The sequence below is a fragment of the Flavobacterium sp. genome, from assembly GCF_046293665.1.
Taxonomy (GTDB): Bacteria; Bacteroidota; Bacteroidia; order Flavobacteriales; family Flavobacteriaceae; genus Flavobacterium.
In genome coordinates this window covers 335,449-356,092 of record NZ_JBKBOL010000002.1, presented here as the reverse complement: position 1 = coordinate 356,092, position 20,644 = coordinate 335,449, and the positions used below count along the sequence as shown (strand labels likewise).

Below are 20,644 nucleotides of genomic sequence, written 5' to 3'. Positions count from 1 at the left end.
TATTAATTTAATTTTTCAAATTGATATACTACATCAGTTAAAGTTCCTCCAACATTGATTTTGTCAATCAACTGAAAAGAACTGCCGGTTTGATTGGCTACTCTTAATACGTAACCAGATTTAACCGTTTTGGCTTTGGACTCATCCAAAATTTTCAATACAAATTCACCTTCTTTGTTAATAAACCAAGAAATTGGCGTAGAATAGGCAGTACAACTTGAACTGTTTAAAGCCATATTCCCTTTGTTGCTCATGGAAACAAACTTCCAAGTACTTCCGATAAAACACTTAGAATCAGCAAGGTCAAACGAGGTAACTTTAATTACTTCCGAACCGGGATAAGACACTGAAGAAACCCTCCATTCCCCTTTAATCGCCATCTGAGATTTTGAGTCAATTTTTGTACTGGTGGCCGAATTCGATTTACAAGATAGAATCAAAACCGATAATAAACTTAGTAAAATAATTTTTTTCATCCTATTGTATATTTATATTTTGTTAAGACAAATATACGGTCATTTTTGATTACATTTTTACATAATTTCTGTTAATGATTGTAGAATTGTTACTACGTCAATTTGTCATAAATCATATAATTGGTATTAGTTTTGACAATCAGTTTTCAAATTGTTTAACCCGCCTGCCCGCTGGCAGGTTTAAAAATCTAAATATGACAACAGGAAAAATTAATGTATCAGTAGAAAACATCTTTCCACTAATCAAGAAGTTTTTATACAGCGACCACGAAATTTTCTTGCGTGAATTAGTATCCAATGCTACGGATGCTACTTTAAAATTAAAACATTTAACCAGTATTGGCGAAGCCAAAGTCGAATATGGCAATCCAATCATCGAAGTCAAAATCGACAAAGAAGGCAAAAAATTACACCTAATCGACCAAGGATTAGGTATGACAGCCGAAGAAGTGGAAAAGTACATCAACCAAGTCGCTTTCTCAGGAGCAGAAGAATTTTTAGAAAAGTATAAAGACTCTGCCAAAGACTCAGGTATTATTGGTCATTTTGGTTTAGGCTTTTATTCTGCATTTATGGTAGCCGAAAAAGTAGAAATCATCACCAAATCATTCAAAGATGAACCGGCAGCGCATTGGACTTGTGATGGCAGTCCGGAATTTACTTTGGAACCGCATGACAAAACCGAAAGAGGAACCGAAATCATTTTACACATTGCGGAAGACTCCTTAGAATTTTTAGAAGAATTCAAAATCCGTGAGTTGTTGACTAAATACAATAAATTCATGCCTGTGCCGATTAAATTTGGTACCAGAAAAGAAAAAATAGAACAGAAAAAAGGCGAATCAGTTGCCGAAGAAGACAAAGACAATATTTTCACTGAAGTGGAAGTAGACAATATCATCAACAATCCGAATCCGGCATGGACTAAACAACCGGCAGATTTGACTGATGAAGATTACAAAAACTTCTACCGCGAATTGTATCCGATGCAGTTTGAAGAACCATTATTCAATATCCATTTGAATGTGGATTATCCTTTTAACTTAACCGGGATTTTATATTTCCCGAAAATGTCAGCCGATTTACAGATGCAAAAGGACAAAATCCAATTGTACCAAAATCAAGTTTATGTAACCGACAATGTAGAAGGAATCGTCCCGGAATTTTTAGGCATGCTGAAAGGTGTGATTGACTCTCCGGACATTCCGCTGAACGTTTCTCGTTCGTATTTACAAGCCGATGGTAATGTTAAAAAGATATCGAATTACATTACCAGAAAAGTAGCGGATAAATTGAAATCGTTATTCAATGAAAACCGTGAAGACTTTGAAAAAAAATGGAATGACATCAAAATTGTATTGGAATATGGAATGTTATCGGAACCAAAATTCTACGAAAAAGCCGGTGACTTCGTTTTGTATCCAACAGTTGACAACAAATATTACACCTTGTCTGAATTGAAAGAAGCCATTACTGCCAACCAAACCGACAAAAACGGAAAATTAGTCGTATTGTATGCTTCTAACAAAGATGCACAGCACAGTTATGTGGAAATAGCCAAAGAGAAAGGCTATAAAGTATTGCTATTGGATTCGCCTATCGTATCACATTTGATTCAGAAACTGGAAAGCGATAATGAAAACTTAACTTTCACCCGTGTAGATTCTGACCACATTGACAAGTTAATTCAGAAAGAAGATACCCAGATTTCAAAATTATCTGAAGAAGAATCAACCACTTTGAAAACGGTTTTAGAAGAAATTGTTCCAAAAACCAATTACTCTGTTCAATTAGAACCAATGGACAGTAGTGCAGCACCATTTATTATCACACAACCGGAATTCATGCGAAGAATGAAAGAAATGAGTCAGTCCGGAGGCGGCGGTATGTTCGGCATGGGTAATTTCCCTGAAATGTATAATTTGGTGGTGAATACCAACTCAAACTTGGCGACAACCATTTTAAATACTGTTGATAAATCGGCTCAGGAAAGTTTGGTGAAACAAGCTTTAGATTTAGCTAAGATTTCTCAAGGTTTATTGAAAGGCGAAGAATTAACCGCTTTTGTAAAAAGAAGTTTTGAATTAATCAAGTAATTAGGCATTAGCCAAAAGATAATAGTTAGAAAACCTGTGAGTGAAAGCTTGCAGGTTTTTTTATTAAAATTAATTGTCGAACTTCGTAATTCGTAATTCATAATTCTAATGACACTCAACATAGAAACTCCGGCCTTATTGTTTTCAGCCACATCATTGATTCTATTGGCTTATACCAATCGGTTTTTGACCATTGCGCAAATCGTTCGTAGCTTGAAAAAGCATTATGACGAAGTGCATACCAAAAGTATTTTACTCCAAATCAGAAACCTCAACTTGAGGCTTTCTTTAATTCGTTATATGCAACTTTTTGGGGTTTTGTGTTTGTTTCTTTCCGTGTTTGCGATGCTGTGTTTGTTTGTGGAATGGCAAACCGCGGGGATTTATCTTTTTGCGGCAAGTTTACTTTGTTTACTGACTTCCTTAGCAATTTCTTTTTGGGAAATTAGTATTTCGGTAACCGCATTGAGACTTCATTTAAGTGATATAGAGGAAGAAGAGAGAAAAAAGTAAAAAACTTACACTTTATTTTATATCTTTATTGATGCCAAATAGTTAACCAAAAACCAACATCAATGAAACAAAAACTACTATTCCTTTTTTTACTGACTTTTTCCATAGTTATTGCTAAGCCGAAAGAAGCTGCTGTTAATGGCCCGGCAATTGGTTTAAAGATGTCTGGTGTTTTTTCGGGCGGATCTAGCAACATTCAATTTTCTTTTTATATAAAAAATACTGGTACCGAAACCCTCACCAATATATACATAACCGAAGCACCTGGTACAACGCCTATAACATACAATTTCAACACTATAGCTAGTTTGGCTCCCGGCGAAGAAATTAGCTACTTGTATGGTTATAAATATGCAATGTGCTATGACATAAGTCAAACCATTGTCCACGCTACAACTACAGCTAATGCAGAAATAACAGATTTATCTTCGGACCCTTCGTATCCTTCCTATGGCACCTATTATAATGACATTATTACGCATACCGTTTACGAGGATAACATCGGTCAAGTTTCTCAAAACGGAACTTATTTTGACCAAAACAGCAACAATATAGTTGACGTTGGTGATGTTATCAATTATACCTATCAATTTTTTGGATTCGTCAATTTCCAGACTTTTTTCGATGATAATGCCATAATTTCAGATATCACATATTCGTCAGGTCAAGTTTCAGCAACAGGCATTCATTATATTACACAAGCTGAAGTGAATATGGGCTATGTCTACAACAACTCCCATGTCAATTACTCTTCTCAGTGTTGGGGTTCAAGTTATGTTGAATTCGAAGATGAATCCGTTTGTTATAGTTGCCCCAATCCAAATAATGCCAATATTATTACTAAAATAAGTAACTTACAACCCCATCTAATCTCAGGCAATGTAAAATTCAACAACAATAATGACAATTGTAATACCGGTGTAAATTTTCCAAACAGAAGAGTGGACACATCCGATGGTACTCATAGCTATACAACTTACACCAATTACAGTGGTGACTATCATATTATACTTCCTAATATGTTTGGAAATTATACCACAACTGCTACGACTAATTTAAGTCCCAATTTTACCTCTAATCCTATTTCGTTAACAACCACAACTTATAATTCGGGCATACCGGTTAATTATAATAACAATAATTTCTGCATCAGTGCTATTACAGATTTTGCCGATTTAAGTATTTCTATGTTCAACATCAACCAAGCCATTCCGGGCAATGTAGCAACCTACAGAATTGTTTATTCTAATCGTGGAAGTACTAATTTAAGCGGTAGTATCCAATTGACTTTTGACAATGGAAAACTAACTTTTGGAAATAGTTCACCTGTTCAAAACAATGCAACTTCCAATACTTTGACCTGGAATTACAACAATTTATTGCCTTTTGAAAGTCGACACATCAATCTGTCCTTTAACGTTCTGACGCCGCCAACAGTTAACGTCAATGATTTATTAAATTTTACAGTGGTTGGAAACCCAATTGCCGGAGACAATAATACTTCCAATAATACTTTGGTTTGGGATCAAATTGTCAGAAGCTCTTTTGACCCGAATGACAAAACCGTAATCGAAGGAGATTATATTACTACGGCTGAAGCCAATAATTATCTGACTTACCTGACTCGTTTTCAAAACTCCGGAACTGCTAATGCAACTACTGTAGTTATCAAAGAAACATTAGATGCCGATTTGGATTGGAATACATTTGAACCTATTGCTTCCAGTCATGAAGCCAATATTCAACTGCGTTACGGCAATGATTTGACTTATACTTTTTCTAATATTGATTTGCCGTATGAATCGGCTAACGAACCGGCAAGTCACGGTTGGATGGTATACAAAATCAAACCTAAAAGTAATTTTGCCATTGGCGACATAGCGAGTTCAAAATCAGATATTTATTTTGATTACAACTTACCAATCACAACCAATACAGTCACAACTCAAATGGTTGCATTGTCTATTGCAGAAAATATTAAAAATAATTTCACTTTGTATCCAAACCCAACTTCAAATCATTTTACAATTCAAATGCAAACGGAAATGAATGCCCAATACCAAATCTTTGACATCAATGGAAAACTCCTTCAAAGCAGTACCGTTGAAAGTTTGAAACCGATAGATATCAGTACTTTTCAAAGCGGATTTTATTTCGTCTCCATCAATACAGAACATGGAAAATCGACATATAAATTGGTCAAAAATTAAAACTAAAAATCCCGATAACTCGGGATTTTTTTTATTTACTCAAATACATTTTTCTTCTCGAATACAATTCATAGAACTGATCGTCTTTCAAATCATCTATGAACAAAATGCTTTCTCCGGTTGATTTCATCTCTGGTCCGAGTGCTTTGTTGACATTCGGGAATTTGCTGAAAGAGAAAACCGGCTGTTTGATCGCATAGCCTTTCAACTGTGGATTAAAAGTAAAATCGGTTACTTTATTTTCGCCCAACATTACTTTGGTTGCATAATTTACGTATGGTTCGCCATACGCTTTCGCAATAAATGGCACTGTACGCGACGCTCTCGGATTAGCTTCAATGATATAAACGATATCGTCTTTGATGGCAAATTGGATGTTGATTAAACCAACGGTTCTCAAGGCCAACGCAATTTTCTTCGTGTGGTCTTTGATTTGTTGCATGACAAATTCACCCAAGTTAAACGGTGGCAAAGTCGCATTCGAATCGCCCGAGTGAACACCACAAGGTTCGATATGCTCCATAATTCCAATAATGTAAACGTTTTCACCATCACAAATTGCATCGGCTTCGGCTTCAATTGCTCCGTCTAAATAGTTATCCAACAACAATTTGTTCCCCGGAATATTTTTCAACAAATCGATTACGTGTTCTTCCAATTCCTGTTTGTTGATTACGATTTTCATGCCCTGTCCGCCCAATACATAAGAAGGACGAACCAATAACGGGAAATCCAACACATCGGCCAAAGCGGAAGCTTGATCAGCATTTTCGGCTACGCCAAATTTTGGAAACGGAATTTTTAATTCGGTCAACAAGTCGGAGAAACGACCTCTATCTTCGGCTAAATCCAAAGCGTCGAAAGATGTTCCTAATATTTTGATGCCGTAACGGTCTAATTTTTCGGCCAATTTCAAAGCGGTTTGTCCGCCCAATTGCACGATTACACCTTCCGGTTTTTCGTGGCGGATGATGTCGTAAATGTGTTCCCAAAATACCGGCTCAAAGTATAATTTGTCTGCCGTATCAAAATCGGTCGAAACCGTTTCCGGATTACAGTTGATCATGATGGTTTCGTAACCACACTCTTTAGCCGCTAAAACCCCGTGAACACAAGAATAATCAAACTCGATTCCTTGTCCGATTCGGTTTGGTCCCGAACCTAAAACCACGACTTTCTTTTTCGGAGTGACAATACTTTCATTGTGAACATATCTTTCTCCGGTTGCCGTTTGAATTTCGGCTTCAAAAGTAGAATAGTAATAAGGTGTTAAAGCTTTAAATTCGGCGGCACAAGTGTCTACTAATTTGTAAACTCTTTTCACATTCATTTCGTCTCGCAACTTGTACACTTGGCTTTCCAAACAACCCATCATGTGGGCAATTTGGCGGTCACCGTAGCCTTTTTGTTTGGCCTCGAGTAGCAATTCTTTGGGTAAGGTGTCGACTTTATATTGAGAAATCTCTCTTTCTAATAAGTATAACTCTTCGTATTGTTTCAAAAACCACATGTCAATTTTAGTAATTTCGTGGATTCTGCTTAATGGAATGCCCATGGCAATCGCATCATAAATCACAAAAACTCGGTCCCAACTCGCAAAAGTCAGTTTCTCGATAATTTGTTCGTAGTTTTTATAGCCTTTTCCGTCTGCTCCGATTCCGTTGCGTTTGATTTCTAACGACTGAGTCGCTTTGTGTAAGGCTTCTTGGAACGAACGCCCTATTCCCATCACTTCTCCAACCGATTTCATTTGCAATCCTAAAGTTCGGTCTGAACCTTCGAATTTATCGAAGTTCCAACGCGGGATTTTTACGATTACGTAGTCTAAAGTTGGTTCAAATAAGGCTGAAGTTGATTTGGTGATTTGATTTTGTAATTCGTTTAGGTTGTAGCCTAAAGCTAACTTTGTCGCCACTTTGGCTATAGGATAACCGGTTGCTTTTGAAGCTAAAGCTGACGAACGAGAGACACGCGGATTGATTTCAATGGCTACTATATCTTCTTTTTCATCCGGAGAAACAGCGAATTGTACGTTACAACCTCCGGCAAAGTTTCCGATAGAGCGCATCATTAAGATGGCATAATCACGCATTCTTTGAAAAGTGGTATCTGATAAAGTCATGGCCGGTGCAACCGTAATCGAATCTCCGGTATGGATTCCCATTGGATCCATATTTTCGATGGAACAAATGATGACTACGTTGTCGTTTTGATCTCGAAGTAATTCTAATTCGTATTCTTTCCAGCCTAACAAAGCCTTATCAATTAGGACTTCGTGTATTGGTGATGCTTCTAAACCTCTGGTTAGCAACTCATCGAAATCTTCTTTTTTGTGTACGAATGCCGCTCCGGTTCCACCCAAAGTAAACGATGGTCGGATTACTAATGGGAAACCAAATTCCTGTGCAATTTCTTTTCCTTTTAAGAAAGAAGTTGCTGTTTTCGCCGGTGCTGTTGGTACATCTATTCTTGCCAACAATTGTTTGAATTGCTCACGGTCTTCTGTAATGTTAATCGCGTTGATATCGACACCGATTAATCGCACGCCGAAATCTTGCCAGATGCCTTTTTCGTCGGCTTCCAAACACAAGTTTAAAGCGGTTTGTCCGCCCATGGTTGGTAACACTGCATCAATTTGCGGGTGTTCTTTTAAGATTTGGATAATCGATTTGGTGGTTAATGGCAAAAGGTAAACATGGTCGGCCATGGATGGATCGGTCATAATCGTGGCCGGATTGGAATTGATTAAGATAACTTCGATTCCTTCTTCTCTGAGTGAACGAGCCGATTGAGAACCGGCGTAATCAAATTCGCAGGCTTGTCCGATTACGATTGGTCCGGAACCAATAATTAAAACCGATTTGATGGAGTTGTCTTTAGGCATTGTAGTTTGTGTTGTGTGTTATTTAGTTGTTTTCTATTAATTCTGTTCCGAATGTCCACTGGACATTCTCCTCTTAATATCAAATGTTGTTTATTCTTAACCCTAGCCCCGATAGTAGTGTAAATCCTTTTTATTTTTCTTTAAAAATAAAAAGATTGCAACGGATAGCGGGAAATAGCTCCTAAAAATTATCAATATTTATGAACAGGTTTAAAAAAAAGCCGCTACTAATAAAAGTAACGGCTTGATATTGATTAATTGCTAATCATTATTTTTTGTGTCTTGGTTCAGAAGATACAGTCAATTTATGTCTTCCTTTTGCTCTACGACGCGCAAGGACTTTTCTTCCATTTGCAGAAGCCATTCTGTCCATAAATCCGTGTTTATTTCTTCTTTTTCTTTTCGATGGTTGAAACGTTCTTTTGCTCATTGCTCTGTATCTTTAAAATCTTGTTTAATTTCTATGGTATACGGCTGTTTTAAAACCGAGTGCAAATATACAAACCTTTTTTTTTCTGGCAAGTAGTTTTATAAAAATATTTTCAAATCCTTTTATTACCTTTGTGCCACTAAAAATTAAAAGACATGTTTCACAGATTTATTAAATTAATCATAGCGGCATTGATGGTCGCAGTAGGCATTTGGCAATTTACGGAAGGCAATATCGGTAACGGTATTTTCTTGATTTTATTGACCGCTATTCCTATCTTTTTATATTACAAAAACGAGTTCATCCTATTGGCTTTCTTGAAATTGAGAAAGCAGGATTTTGCCGGAGCGAAAGTTTGGTTGGACAAAATCAAAAATCCGGAAACGGCTTTAGTTAGAAAGCAACAAGGTTATTACAATTATTTGCACGGATTGATGACGTCGCAAACCAATTTGCACCAATCAGAAAAATTTTTCAAAAAAGCGATTGAATTGGGTTTAAGTATGGATATGGATTTGGCCGTAGCCAAATTGAATTTAGCCGGAATTGCCATGTCGAGAAGACGCAAAATGGAAGCTACCGCTTTATTAAACGAAGCAAAAAAGCTTGACAAACAGAATATGCTGAATGATCAGATTAAGATGATGAAAGAGCAGATGAAGAAGATTTAGTGTTCAGTCACAGTTTACAGTAAATAAAAAACGTCCTGAAAAACCAGGACGTTTTTTTATTTTGATTATTTCTGCTTACTGAGACTGCGACTGAAAACTCAATTAATATCCCGCTAACGGAATTTCAATTTCGTATCTTTTCTTATTAGGATTCACCAATTTTTTATCTCTCAACCAAGGATTGTGGATTTTCAGAATCTTATAGTTGATGCCTTGCGACATGGCAAAACCGGTTAAATCAGTAATAGTACTATCTACAGCAACTCTTTTGGTTGGAATCGGCGCATACAAATCGCTCTCAAAAATATTGAAACCGTATTTTGCAGGTTGTTTCATGATTTCTTTTAAAGCTAAGATTCTAAAAACATAACGTGAAGTTTCTTCGGTTAAAGCCAAATCATAATAGTTACTTACTTTTTGCTCCTCAATTTTTTTAGTAATACCGGCCATTCCACCGTTATAAGATGCTGCCGCTAATGTCCAGGAACCAAATTTTTGTTTGGCGGCTAATAAATAACGACAAGCGGCTTCAGTGGATTTTTCTAAATGGTATCTTTCATCTACAACGTCATTGACTTCCATTCCTTTTTCTTTAGCGGTATCGGGCATAAATTGCCAAACACCTCTTGCTCCTGCCGGAGAAACCGCATTGACTAAACCACTTTCGATGACGGCTAAATATTTAAAATCATCCGGAACACCATACTTGGCTAAAATAGGTTCGATAATTGGAAAAGCGCGGTTGGCTCTTTTTATAATTAATGCCGTGGTTGCGTCAAGATTGGCATTGATGAGCAATTCTCTATCCAATCTTTCTCGTACGTCTGTAATTTGAAGTGGTGCTTTTTCACCGGCAAAATCAACCTCTGTCGGGAAATATAGGGCTGTGCCTTCTCGCAAGACTTTATCTTTTTTATCTCCGGCTATTCCAAAAATCAGAAATCCCGAAATTACAATGATGGTTAGAGTCGAAAATAGGGCTTTATTCGTTTTCATAATGATTCATTTTTACATTGTAAAACTACAACTTTATATCGTAAAGCTACAAAAATTGAACCGTTACGACTTATCTTCTAACATTATTTTAGGCAAATTTTCATTTAGCCAACGGTATTTACTTAAAATCATAATGTGCGTTCCACCTTTAACCGGAATAAAATTTTTAATATACTTTGGAGGAAAAACTTCGTCGGCATCGCCATGAATGTGTATTATCTCTTCGTCTATTTCTGTTCTGTCCCAATTGATAATTTTTTCGATTGCCCAATCCAAATAGCGCTTGTCCCGAACAGCCAAAAACTTTTCATACAATGCCATCCTTTGCTTAACAATGGAAGAACCAAAAGAGAACTTAACCAACATTTCAATGTTTTCAAATAATTTTGTTGGGATGAGTTTATAAGCCTTAGTGGTTTTAGCGACTTTAAATCGTCTAGGAAATTCTGTATTTGACTTAACGCTGGAAATAATGATGACTTTCTTTGGTTTGAGAAACTGTTTCATCTCTTGCACTAAAACACCACCAAAGGAAACACCAATCAAAATAGGATTTTCATAGGTTACTTTTTCGGCAATTCTCTGAGCATAAGCACTTAGAGTTTCCCCGATATTTGGGATTTCCCATTCCAGTAAATGCATTTCAAAAGTGTCTTCAGGCAATTGAATTCTTTCAAAAATGGTGGAACTGGCTGCCATGCCTGGCATGAAGTAAACATGGATTTTAGACATTATTTGACGGTAAACTCGTTAATTATTAGTAAATTTGCATAAAAATAATCCTTTTATTTCACTTGATTATGAACACAACATTAATTTCAGAAAAAATGGAAATTAAAGACAACACCTTTGCTCGTCAGTTTGAAACATTGGTTGATGGTAAATTAATTTCTGTTGAATATTCCTTTCAAGAAAAGAAAATATTCCTGACGAGAATTAATACTTTTGACGGCTTTAATGATGAGGAGTTTATCAATGACCTATTGAAAAACATCATGGAAATTGCTTATGAACGCAAACTAAAAGTGGTTCCGATTTTACCGAAAATTGCGCTTTTCTTCAGAAAGAATACTACGTACAGAGATTTATTGCCTCCGGGAATAAAAATCTAATACAAAATAACTTTAACATAAGTCGTCTTAAAATCAAGGCGACTTTTTTTGTGGATTTTATTTATATTTATCGAATGAACAAAGAAGATATTATTGCTTTTTTTGAAACCATCGATAAATATTACGGCTCCAAAACCGAAATTACTGAAGGTTTGTGTACCGATATGGAGCATTTGGATGCCAATTTAACCACATGGAATTTATCTGAATTCGAACTAATTCGTTCTGCTTATCGAAAAACAGGTGAGAAACTAATGATGGAAGGCAGCAATATGTACTACGAAATTTCAGCCGACAGGATTATAGGTTTCGAACAATCGGGAAGACATAAATTTGAATTTATTGAACTTTATGGAAACTCCGTTTTTAGAATAACTAAAATTCGGTTTCACTATAAATATTAATGTAATTACGATAAGCTTAGACTTCTACATCTAGAAACTCCATTCTCACGCTTCCGTCTTCATCTATTCGGGACAAATTGATTTCGTGTAAAGTATTGACCAATTCCGGATTCCATGGTGTTTTTACTTTTACATAGTTCTCCGTGAAACCGTGAATGTAGCCTTCTTTGTTTTCGCTTTCAAACAAAACGGTTCTGTTGGTTCCGATTTGACTTTCATAAAAAGCACGGCGTTTTTTTACCGACAAACCGCGTAGCATTTTACTTCTTTTCGAACGCACATTCGCAGGAACAACACCTTCCATTTCGGCAGCTTCGGTGTTATCTCTTTCGGAATAGGTGAATACGTGCAAATAAGAAATATCCAATTCATTTAAGAAATTATAGGTTTCCAAAAAGTGTTCGTCTGTTTCTCCCGGAAACCCAACGATTACATCTACGCCAATACAAGCATGTGGCATTACCTCGCGAATTTTGGCAACTCTATCAGTATAAACTTCGCGCAAATAACGGCGTTTCATTTTCTTTAAAATATCATTGCTTCCGCTTTGTAACGGAATATGGAAATGCGGCACAAAAGTTCGGCTTTGTGAAACGAACTCGATGGTTTCGTTCTTCAACAGATTCGGTTCGATAGAAGAAATTCGCAATCTTTCGATGCCTTCTACTTCGTCTAACGCTTTTACTAAATCGAGAAAAGTATGTTCGTGTTTTTTGTTCCCAAATTCTCCTTTACCATAATCGCCTATATTCACACCGGTCAAAACGATTTCTTTGATGCCTTGCTGTGAAATCTCGAAAGCGTTTTTCAACACATTGTCTAAAGCATCGCTGCGGGAAATACCTCGCGCTAACGGAATGGTACAATAAGTACATTTGTAATCGCAACCATCTTGCACTTTTAAGAAAGCACGCGTTCTGTCGCCTATGGAATAACTGCCAACATAAAAATCGGCTTCTTCAATTTCGCACGAATGCACTTCGCCCATATCGTTTTTGGACAAGTCATTGATGTAATCGGTGATTTTGAATTTTTCGGTCGCACCCAAAACCAAATCGACACCATCAACGGCGGCCAATTCTTCCGGTTTCAATTGGGCATAACAACCGACGGCGGCAACGAACGCTTTGTCGTTGAGTTTCATGGCTTTCTTTACAACTTGCTTGAATTGTTTATCGGCATTTTCAGTCACCGAGCATGTATTGATTACATAAATATCGGCAACTTCTTCAAAATCGACGCGGTCAAAACCTTCGTCTTGGAAATTTCTCGCAATGGTAGAAGTTTCGGAGAAATTGAGTTTGCACCCTAAAGTATAGAAGGCGACTTTTTTTCTGTTTTCCATAAAATTGCTCAATTGATGAAATCGTTGTCAAAAAATTGAGTGGGCAAAGATAATTCAATTTGAAGATTATACAATTTGAAAATTTGAAAATGTACTATATAGATGAACTAATTTTCAAATTAGCAAATTTTCAAATTTTCAAATCAAAACTATTCCTTTCGATATTTCTGCGTTATTTCAAAAACGTGTTCCAAAATCTTAGCATCTTCTTCAGTGAATTCTACTTGGCGTCTTGCCATTACTATTTTAGCGGTTTGAAAAGCTTTAGAAGTTAAATAAGTAGTAAATCCTGAACTTCCACCCCAAGAAAAACTCGGCACAAAATTACGTGGAAAACCGGAGCCGAAAATATTAGCCGAAACGCCAACCACCGTTCCGGTATTGAACATCGTATTGATACCACATTTACTGTGATCGCCCATCATTAGTCCGCAAAACTGTAAACCGGTTCGAGCAAAACCTTCCGTTTCATAACTCCACAAACGCACTTCTTCGTAATTGTTTTTCAGATTCGAATTGTTACTGTCGGCACCAATATTACACCATTCCCCTAAAACTGAATTACCTAAAAAACCATCATGACCTTTATTAGAATAACCCATTAAAACCGAGTTGCTCACTTCGCCGCCAATTACCGAATGTGGCCCAATGGTCGTGGCACCATAAACTTTAGAAGCCAACTTCACCCTACCCGATTCGCACAAAGCAAATGGTCCGCGAATAACAGAACCTTCCATGATTTCGGCATTTTTTCCGATATAGATTGGTCCGGTAGAAGCGTTTAAAGTCACGAACTCCAACTTCGCGCCTTCTTCAATAAAAATATTTTCGGGCGAAATGACATTGACACTTTTAGGAATGGGTTGCGAATTTCTGTCTTCAGTGATTAATTCGAAATCTTCTCGCAAAGCCGCATCATTTTTGGCAAAAATATCCCAAGTGTGTTCAATTTTTAAACCTTCTTCATTATATTCGATAATTTCATACGAATCAAAATCAACCTCTTCTTGCGTATCATTGGTAAAAAAAGCGACTACTTCTTCACCTTGAAAAATGGCTTGGTTACTTTCTAAACTTTTGACCATTTCAGCCAAAACATCATTGGGCAAAAAAGAAGCGTTAATCATTACGTTTTCTTCCATTTCTACCATTGGAAACTTTTCAGAAAGGTATTCTTCGGTTAGAGTTGTTGTTGTGTAACCTAAATATTTCTCCCATTTTTCACGAATAGTCAGAATTCCGACGCGAATATCGGCTACCGGTCGTGTGAAAGTAAAAGGCAGTAAGGCATTGCGAACGGTTCCGTCAAAAAGTATGTAGTTCATGTCAGTTTCGGGTTATAAAGTTGCGAGTCCAAAGTTACAAAGTTTATTGAATAAAAAAACCACTCACTTTGGTGAATGGTCTTTCTAAAATTTGAACTCTAATCCCGAAGGTTCGGGGCTTATTTTGCGTGTTTAGCGTATTTTGTTTTGAATTTATCAATACGTCCAGCAGTATCGATAAGTTTAGATTTACCAGTATAAAAAGGGTGAGAAGTTCTAGAAATCTCCATTTTGAAAACTGGATATTCAACACCTTCATGTGTGATAGTTTCTTTAGTTTCTACTGTTGATTTAGTGATAAAAACATCTTCATTTGACATGTCTTTGAAAGCAACTAATCTGTAATTTTCCGGGTGGATTCCTTTTTTCATGATAAATCTTTTTATTGTTTTGAAGTAGTTCGTTTTGAAGCTTCCACTTTGAAAGGTGTAAACTGGCTACAACTTTTATTAATTTCTTTTTTTAAATTGAGAGTGCAAAAATACAACTTTTTTATAAAAATCAAAGCGAACTGTAACTTTTTTTAATTGTTTTGAACTTACTGGTAAGTAATTGCGGAATTACTATATTTGTTAATTAATTAAAACCTAAAACCATGAATGAAATTATTAAGAAAAACGGCGTAACTTATGGAATTATCCTAGGACTTTTTTCAGTTCTTTTTACAACGGCAATTTATGTTATTGACTTGAAATTGTTTACAAGTTGGTGGCTTGGTCTAGTATCATTTGCAATAGCTATTACAATTGGAGTTGTGTTAGTGTCTAAAACAAAAAAACAAATGGGGACTATGACTTTCAAAGAAGGCTTCACGGTATATTTCATTGCTGCACTGATTGGCACTTTTGTTTCAACTATTTATAATTATGTTTTATTCAATTTTATAGACACTCAAGCCAAAGAAACTATCAAAGAAATAACAATGAAGTATACGGCTGATATGATGCAAAAATTTGGAACACCAGCTGCAGCGATCAATGATACCATGCAAAAGTTAGCAGAAACAGATAATTATTCTCTTGACAATTTACTTTTTGGAATGGCTATTGTTTTGGTTTTTCAAGCCATTTTCGGTTTAATTTTAGCCGCCATATTTAAATCAAAATCGAATCAAGGATTATAGATGAATCTATCCATAATAATTCCGCTTCTTAACGAACAGGAATCTTTACCCGAATTACACCAATGGATTGTCAAAGTCATGACAGCCCACAATTACACCTATGAAGTTATTTTCATCGATGATGGAAGCACCGATAGTTCATGGGCATTAATTGAAAATCTTTCGAAAGAAAACCCCAATGTAAAAGGGATTCGCTTCCTGAGAAACTTCGGAAAATCGCAAGCTTTGCATGCCGGTTTTGCGAAAGCGCAAGGCGATGTGGTAATCACTATGGATGCCGATTTACAAGACAGTCCGGATGAAATTCCGGATTTGTACAATATGGTGATGAACCAAAATTTCGACTTGGTTTCGGGCTGGAAAAAGAAGCGTTATGATAATGCCGTGACCAAAAACTTGCCTTCCAAATTATTCAATTGGGCCGCAAGAAAAACCTCAGGCGTTTATTTGAATGATTTCAACTGCGGCTTGAAAGCTTACAAAAGTGTGGTGATTAAAAACATCGAAGTTTCGGGAGAAATGCACCGCTATATTCCGGTTTTGGCCAAAAATGCAGGCTTCGGGAAAATAGGTGAAAAAGTAGTCATCCACCAAGCGCGAAAATACGGCGAATCTAAATTTGGCATGAGCCGATTTATCAATGGATTCTTGGATTTGATTACCATTTGGTTCCTTTCTAAATACGGCAAACGCCCAATGCATTTGTTCGGAGCACTTGGCGTGGTGATGTTCATCATTGGGTTTATTTCAACTTTTTTAATCATCGGAATTAAGTTGATGAAGCTATTTGTATTTAACGAACCAACTATTTTGGTGGCACAAAATCCTCTTTTCTATATTGCTTTAACCTCCATGATTATTGGTTCTCAATTATTCCTAGCCGGATTTTTAGGCGAAATTATACTTCGAACCAAAAACAATGAAGAGCGTTATAAAATTTCAAGCGAAGTGAATTTGTAACCAAACTTGAGGACGCAAATTGCGACCTTAAACAATCAAAAACATGGAAATAGAAGTTATACAAAATAAAATTTATGAAATTAGAGGATTTAAAGCAATGCTCGATTTTGATTTAGCCGATTTGTATAATGTTGAAAATAAACGACTTAAGGCATCTGTTAGAAGAAACATAAATCGTTTTCCTCAAGATTTCATGTTCGAATTAACTGAAAATGAGTTCACAAACTTGAGGACTAAATTTTCGTCCTCAAGTTACGGAGGTGTAAGATATATGCCTTTCGCTTTCACAGAACAAGGAATCGCAATGCTTTCCAGCGTTTTGAATAGTGAAAAAGCGATTGAAATAAACATTTCTATCATTAGAGCTTTTGTTACTATCAGACAATTTTCTTTATCTTATGCTGAACTTAAAACCCGAATAGAAGAATTTGAAAGTCAGTTTCCCGATATTTACAAAGCTTTAAATTATCTGGTAGACAAAGACACAAACAATAAAACCGAGAGAAACAAAATCGGTTACAAAAAATAATACCATGCATATCGAAAAACATATTTTAGACAAAGTAAACGAATGGTTGACCCCAACTTTTGACGTTGACACTCAGAACCAAATCAAAGAAATGATGACGACTTCTCCCAAAAACTTGGAAGAGAGTTTTTATAAAAACTTAGAATTCGGAACCGGTGGAATGCGCGGAATTATGGGCGTTGGCACTAATCGCATCAACAAATACACTTTGGGCAAAAACACCCAAGGTATTTCCGATTATCTAAAAAAATCCTTTCCGGGTGAAGAACTGAAAGTCGTAATTGCTTACGATTGTCGTCACAATAGCGACACTTTAGGAAAAGTGGTTGCTGACGTTTTCTCGGCTAATGGCATTAAAGTGTATTTGTTTTCAGAAATGAGACCAACTCCGGAATTGTCATTCGCTTTAAAATATTTAAACTGTCATGCCGGAATTGTACTAACCGCTTCGCACAATCCGCCGGAATACAATGGCTACAAAGTATATTGGCAAGATGGTGGACAATTGGTTCCGCCACAAGATGAAGAAATCATTCAGGTCATTGAAAACTTAAAATACAGCGAAATCAAATTCGAAGCCAACAATAATTTAATCGAATACATCGATATTGAGGTTGACAATGCTTTTGTGAATTCTACTGTGGAAAATGCTAGTTTTAACACATCAGCAAGCGCCAAATCTAATTTAAAAATCGTTTACACTTCCTTACACGGAACTTCTATAAAATCGGTGCCGAGTGTTTTGGCGAAAGCCGGATATTCCGATGTCAATATTGTTCCGGAACAAGCTGAACCAAATGGTGATTTTCCAACGGTAATATCTCCAAATCCTGAAGAACCGGAAGCGTTGACCATGGCTTTGGCTTTGGCTGAAAAATTACACGCCGATATCGTTTTTGGAACTGATCCGGATAGCGATCGTTTAGGTGTTGCCGTTCGCGACAACAACAATAAAATGATTCTCCTGAACGGAAATCAAACGATGGTTGTAATGACCAACTATTTATTGGAACAATGGAAAAAAGCAGGCAAGCTTGACGGCAAACAATTCATCGGTTCGACTATCGTTTCAACACCTATGATGTTAGAATTGGCTTCGGCTTATGGCGTGGAATGCAAAGTTGGGTTAACCGGTTTCAAATGGATTGCCAAGTTTATCAAAGATTTCCCTGAACTGAAATTCATCGGCGGTGGTGAAGAAAGTTTCGGCTTTATGGTAGGCGATGCGGTTCGCGATAAAGATGCGGTAGGCGCCATTTTATTAATGTGTGAAATTGCGGCACAAGCCAAAGAAAATAACAGCTCGGTTTACCAATATTTACAGCAGATGTATGTCGATTTTGGTTTTTACAAAGAACACTTAATTTCGATTACCAAAAAAGGAATCGAAGGCGCCAATGAAATCAAGCAAATGATGATTGACCTACGCGAGAAACCAGTAGCTGAAATCAACGGACAACGTGTCATCATGGTAGAAGATTATCAAAATTCGACTGCAAAAAATTTATTGACCGGCGAAACAGAAAGTTTGCTGATTCCAAAATCAGACGTGTTGATTTATTATTTAGAAGACGGCTCAAAAATTTGTGCACGTCCAAGTGGAACAGAACCTAAAATCAAATTCTATTTCAGTGTCAATACCGCCATCGAAAACTTGGGAGAAATTCCGGCTGCTGATGCTTATTTGGACACTAAAATACAAAACATAATTTCAGAAATGCAGTTGAACTAATGAGCAGCATCAAAAAGATATTTCCTTTTATTCGTCCGTATAAAAAGTACGTTTACCTAAACATTTTTTTTAATGTTTTCTATGCTTTGTTTAGCGCAGTTTCTTTTGTGGCGCTGATTCCGATGTTGTCCGTACTTTTTAAAGAAGACAATAAAATCACGACGAAACCGGTTTTTGAAGGCATTGAACATTTTGGCGATTATGTTGAAAATTATATGGGATATTACATTTCTCATTTCAACCAAACCGAAGGTCCGCAATACACTTTGCTAATTATGATTTCTTTGATAATTACGTTGTTTTTATTGAAAAACTTGTGTAATTATTGGGCGATGTATTTCATCACTTTCCTTAGAAATGGAGTTTTGAGAGATATTCGAAATGCGATGTATCAAAAATCCGTAGAATTGCCTATCTCCTATTTTTCAGAGAAAAGAAAAGGCGATGTGATTTCGAGAATGACTTCGGATGTTTTAGAAATTCAGCATTCATTTTTGTCGGTTTTAGAATTGATTGTCCGAGAACCTTTGACCATCTTATTTACCATCGGTGCAATGTTTTTTATTAGTATCAAATTAACGTTATTCGTTTTTATATTCATCCCAATATCCGGTTTTATTATTTCTAAAGTTGGTAAATCTTTGAAGAAAAAATCAGACAGAGCGGCGATTGAACAAGGGTATTTTTTATCAATCATAGAAGAAACCTTAAGCGGATTAAAAGTGATAAAAGGCTTCAACAGTGAGAAAGTATTTAAGGGAAAATTCACCAATTCTACTGATAGATTTTTCCATTTAAACAATAAAATTCTAAACCGTCAAAACCTTTCTTCTCCTTTAAGTGAATTCTTGGGAATCCTTATTATTGCGGTACTTCTAGTTTATGGCGGAAGTATGGTTTTAGTGGAAGGCACGCTTTCGGGCGCTAAATTTATTGGCTACATGGGATTGGCTTACAATATTCTGACTCCGGCCAAAGCGATTTCAAAAGCGAGTTACGGTGTGAAAAAAGGAGAAGCTGCTGCCGAAAGAATCTTAGAAATATTGGAACAAGAAAACCCAATTGAAAGCAAAGAAAACGCCATCAACAAATCGACTTTCGAAAGCGGCATTACTTTAGAAAATATCAATTTCAGATACGAAGACGAAAACGTATTGAAGAATTTCTCTTTAACTGTTCCAAAAGGAAAAACCGTTGCCTTAGTAGGTCAATCCGGTTCAGGAAAAAGTACGATTGCCAATTTACTGACGCGTTTTTATGATGTAAATGAAGGTAAAATAACGATAGACAATGTTGATATCAAAGACATAGATTTACATTCGCTACGCGGATTAATGGGATTGGTTACTCAAGATTCTATCCTATTCAACGATACGATTAAAGCCAATATTGCTTTGGGCAAATTAGACGCCACCGATGAAGAAATCATTGAAGCTTTGAAAATTGCCAACGCCTATGAATTTGTAAAAGATTTACCTGATGGTATTTATGCCAATGTCGGCGATAGCGGTAACAAACTTTCCGGCGGACAAAAACAACGTTTGTCGATTGCACGTGCGGTTTTAAAAAATCCACCGATTATGATTTTGGACGAAGCAACTTCTGCTTTGGATACCGAAAGCGAAAGATTGGTACAACAAGCCTTGGAAAACATGATGCAAAATCGAACTTCGGTAGTGATTGCACACCGACTTTCAACGATTCAAAAAGCGGATATGATAGTCGTAATGCAAAAAGGTGAAATCGTAGAACAAGGAACACATGACGAACTTTTAGCCAAAAACGGGACTTACTCTAAATTGGTAACGATGCAATCTTTTGATTAGATTGTTAGATTA

At 36.5% G+C, this 20,644-nt stretch carries 19 protein-coding genes; 11 read left to right on the top strand and 8 right to left on the bottom strand.

The window, feature by feature from the left end:
• Positions 1–2: 2 nt before the first annotated feature.
• The gene (locus tag ACK4R1_RS06025; RefSeq protein WP_409684661.1) at positions 3–476 is read right to left on the bottom strand and encodes a hypothetical protein; all 474 of its coding nucleotides are present in this window, start codon (positions 474–476) and stop codon (positions 3–5) included.
• Positions 477–670: 194 nt separating this feature from the next.
• Here ACK4R1_RS06025 and htpG point away from each other — a divergent pair, with 194 nt between their 5' ends.
• The 3 genes from htpG (at position 671) to ACK4R1_RS06010 (ending at position 5,295) form a co-directional block, all read left to right on the top strand.
• A complete protein-coding gene (gene htpG / locus ACK4R1_RS06020) occupies positions 671–2,572 on the top strand; it encodes a molecular chaperone HtpG (protein ID WP_409684659.1) in 1,902 nt (633 codons plus the stop codon).
• A gap of 108 nt (positions 2,573–2,680) precedes the next feature.
• Positions 2,681–3,085, top strand: coding sequence for a DUF2721 domain-containing protein (locus ACK4R1_RS06015; protein WP_409684657.1), 405 nt, complete (start codon positions 2,681–2,683; stop codon positions 3,083–3,085).
• 62 nt (positions 3,086–3,147) lie between these two features.
• A complete protein-coding gene (locus ACK4R1_RS06010; RefSeq protein WP_409684655.1) occupies positions 3,148–5,295 on the top strand; it encodes a T9SS type A sorting domain-containing protein in 2,148 nt (715 codons plus the stop codon).
• Positions 5,296–5,326: 31 nt separating this feature from the next.
• Here the strand turns inward: ACK4R1_RS06010 and carB are convergent, their stop codons facing one another.
• Complete coding sequence (gene carB / locus ACK4R1_RS06005) at positions 5,327–8,179, bottom strand: carbamoyl-phosphate synthase large subunit (protein WP_409684653.1); 2,853 nt, start codon at positions 8,177–8,179, stop codon at positions 5,327–5,329.
• A 268-nt stretch (positions 8,180–8,447) separates the two neighbouring features.
• Positions 8,448–8,609 carry a 50S ribosomal protein L34 gene (gene rpmH, locus ACK4R1_RS06000; RefSeq protein WP_008464848.1) on the bottom strand — a complete coding sequence of 54 codons (162 nt, stop codon included), beginning with the start codon at positions 8,607–8,609 and terminating at the stop codon, positions 8,448–8,450.
• Between the two features lie 155 nt (positions 8,610–8,764).
• Here rpmH and ACK4R1_RS05995 point away from each other — a divergent pair, with 155 nt between their 5' ends.
• Entirely contained in the window at positions 8,765–9,280 is a 516-nt protein-coding gene (locus tag ACK4R1_RS05995) for a DUF2892 domain-containing protein (protein ID WP_409684652.1), read from the top strand.
• A 102-nt stretch (positions 9,281–9,382) separates the two neighbouring features.
• Here ACK4R1_RS05995 and ACK4R1_RS05990 read toward each other — a convergent pair whose 3' ends face one another.
• Positions 9,383–10,276, bottom strand: coding sequence for a lytic transglycosylase domain-containing protein (locus tag ACK4R1_RS05990; protein WP_409684650.1), 894 nt, complete (start codon positions 10,274–10,276; stop codon positions 9,383–9,385).
• A gap of 63 nt (positions 10,277–10,339) precedes the next feature.
• Positions 10,340–11,008, bottom strand: a complete 669-nt coding sequence (locus ACK4R1_RS05985) for an alpha/beta hydrolase (RefSeq protein ID WP_409684648.1) — start codon at positions 11,006–11,008, stop codon at positions 10,340–10,342.
• A gap of 95 nt (positions 11,009–11,103) precedes the next feature.
• Here ACK4R1_RS05985 and ACK4R1_RS05980 point away from each other — a divergent pair, with 95 nt between their 5' ends.
• Both ACK4R1_RS05980 and ACK4R1_RS05975 read left to right on the top strand, forming a co-directional pair.
• Positions 11,104–11,388, top strand: coding sequence for a GNAT family N-acetyltransferase (locus ACK4R1_RS05980; protein WP_171222332.1), 285 nt, complete (start codon positions 11,104–11,106; stop codon positions 11,386–11,388).
• A gap of 74 nt (positions 11,389–11,462) precedes the next feature.
• Positions 11,463–11,792, top strand: a complete 330-nt coding sequence (locus ACK4R1_RS05975; RefSeq protein ID WP_409684646.1) for a hypothetical protein — start codon at positions 11,463–11,465, stop codon at positions 11,790–11,792.
• Positions 11,793–11,808: 16 nt separating this feature from the next.
• On the opposite strand, the gene mtaB is transcribed toward ACK4R1_RS05975, so the two are convergent.
• The 3 genes from mtaB to ACK4R1_RS05960 all read right to left on the bottom strand — a co-directional run bounded on the left by mtaB (position 11,809) and on the right by ACK4R1_RS05960 (position 14,833).
• Entirely contained in the window at positions 11,809–13,137 is a 1,329-nt protein-coding gene (gene mtaB, locus ACK4R1_RS05970) for a tRNA (N(6)-L-threonylcarbamoyladenosine(37)-C(2))-methylthiotransferase MtaB (RefSeq protein ID WP_409684644.1), read from the bottom strand.
• Positions 13,138–13,286: 149 nt separating this feature from the next.
• Complete coding sequence (locus ACK4R1_RS05965; protein WP_409684642.1) at positions 13,287–14,462, bottom strand: GlmU family protein; 1,176 nt, start codon at positions 14,460–14,462, stop codon at positions 13,287–13,289.
• Between the two features lie 119 nt (positions 14,463–14,581).
• Positions 14,582–14,833: a type B 50S ribosomal protein L31 gene (locus ACK4R1_RS05960; RefSeq protein WP_121314882.1), complete on the bottom strand. Its 252-nt coding sequence runs from the start codon at positions 14,831–14,833 to the stop codon at positions 14,582–14,584.
• A gap of 224 nt (positions 14,834–15,057) precedes the next feature.
• On the opposite strand from ACK4R1_RS05960, the gene ACK4R1_RS05955 reads away from it, so the two are divergent.
• Genes ACK4R1_RS05955 through ACK4R1_RS05935 form a run of 5 tightly spaced genes read left to right on the top strand, consistent with a single transcriptional unit; the run spans position 15,058 to position 20,632 of the window.
• Positions 15,058–15,585 (top strand): DUF4199 domain-containing protein, encoded by a 528-nt coding sequence (locus tag ACK4R1_RS05955; protein WP_409684640.1) that lies wholly within the window; start codon positions 15,058–15,060, stop codon positions 15,583–15,585.
• The gene (locus ACK4R1_RS05950; protein ID WP_409684638.1) at positions 15,586–16,545 is read left to right on the top strand and encodes a glycosyltransferase family 2 protein; all 960 of its coding nucleotides are present in this window, start codon (positions 15,586–15,588) and stop codon (positions 16,543–16,545) included.
• A gap of 43 nt (positions 16,546–16,588) precedes the next feature.
• Positions 16,589–17,074, top strand: coding sequence for an ORF6N domain-containing protein (locus tag ACK4R1_RS05945; protein ID WP_409684636.1), 486 nt, complete (start codon positions 16,589–16,591; stop codon positions 17,072–17,074).
• Positions 17,075–17,078: 4 nt separating this feature from the next.
• Positions 17,079–18,806, top strand: a complete 1,728-nt coding sequence (locus tag ACK4R1_RS05940) for a phospho-sugar mutase (RefSeq protein ID WP_409684634.1) — start codon at positions 17,079–17,081, stop codon at positions 18,804–18,806.
• On the top strand, positions 18,806–20,632 hold the full coding sequence (locus tag ACK4R1_RS05935; protein ID WP_409684632.1) for an ABC transporter ATP-binding protein: 1,827 nt from the start codon (positions 18,806–18,808) through the stop codon (positions 20,630–20,632). The genes ACK4R1_RS05940 and ACK4R1_RS05935 overlap by 1 nt, the downstream gene beginning before the upstream one ends.
• The last annotated feature ends 12 nt before the right edge of the window (positions 20,633–20,644 follow it).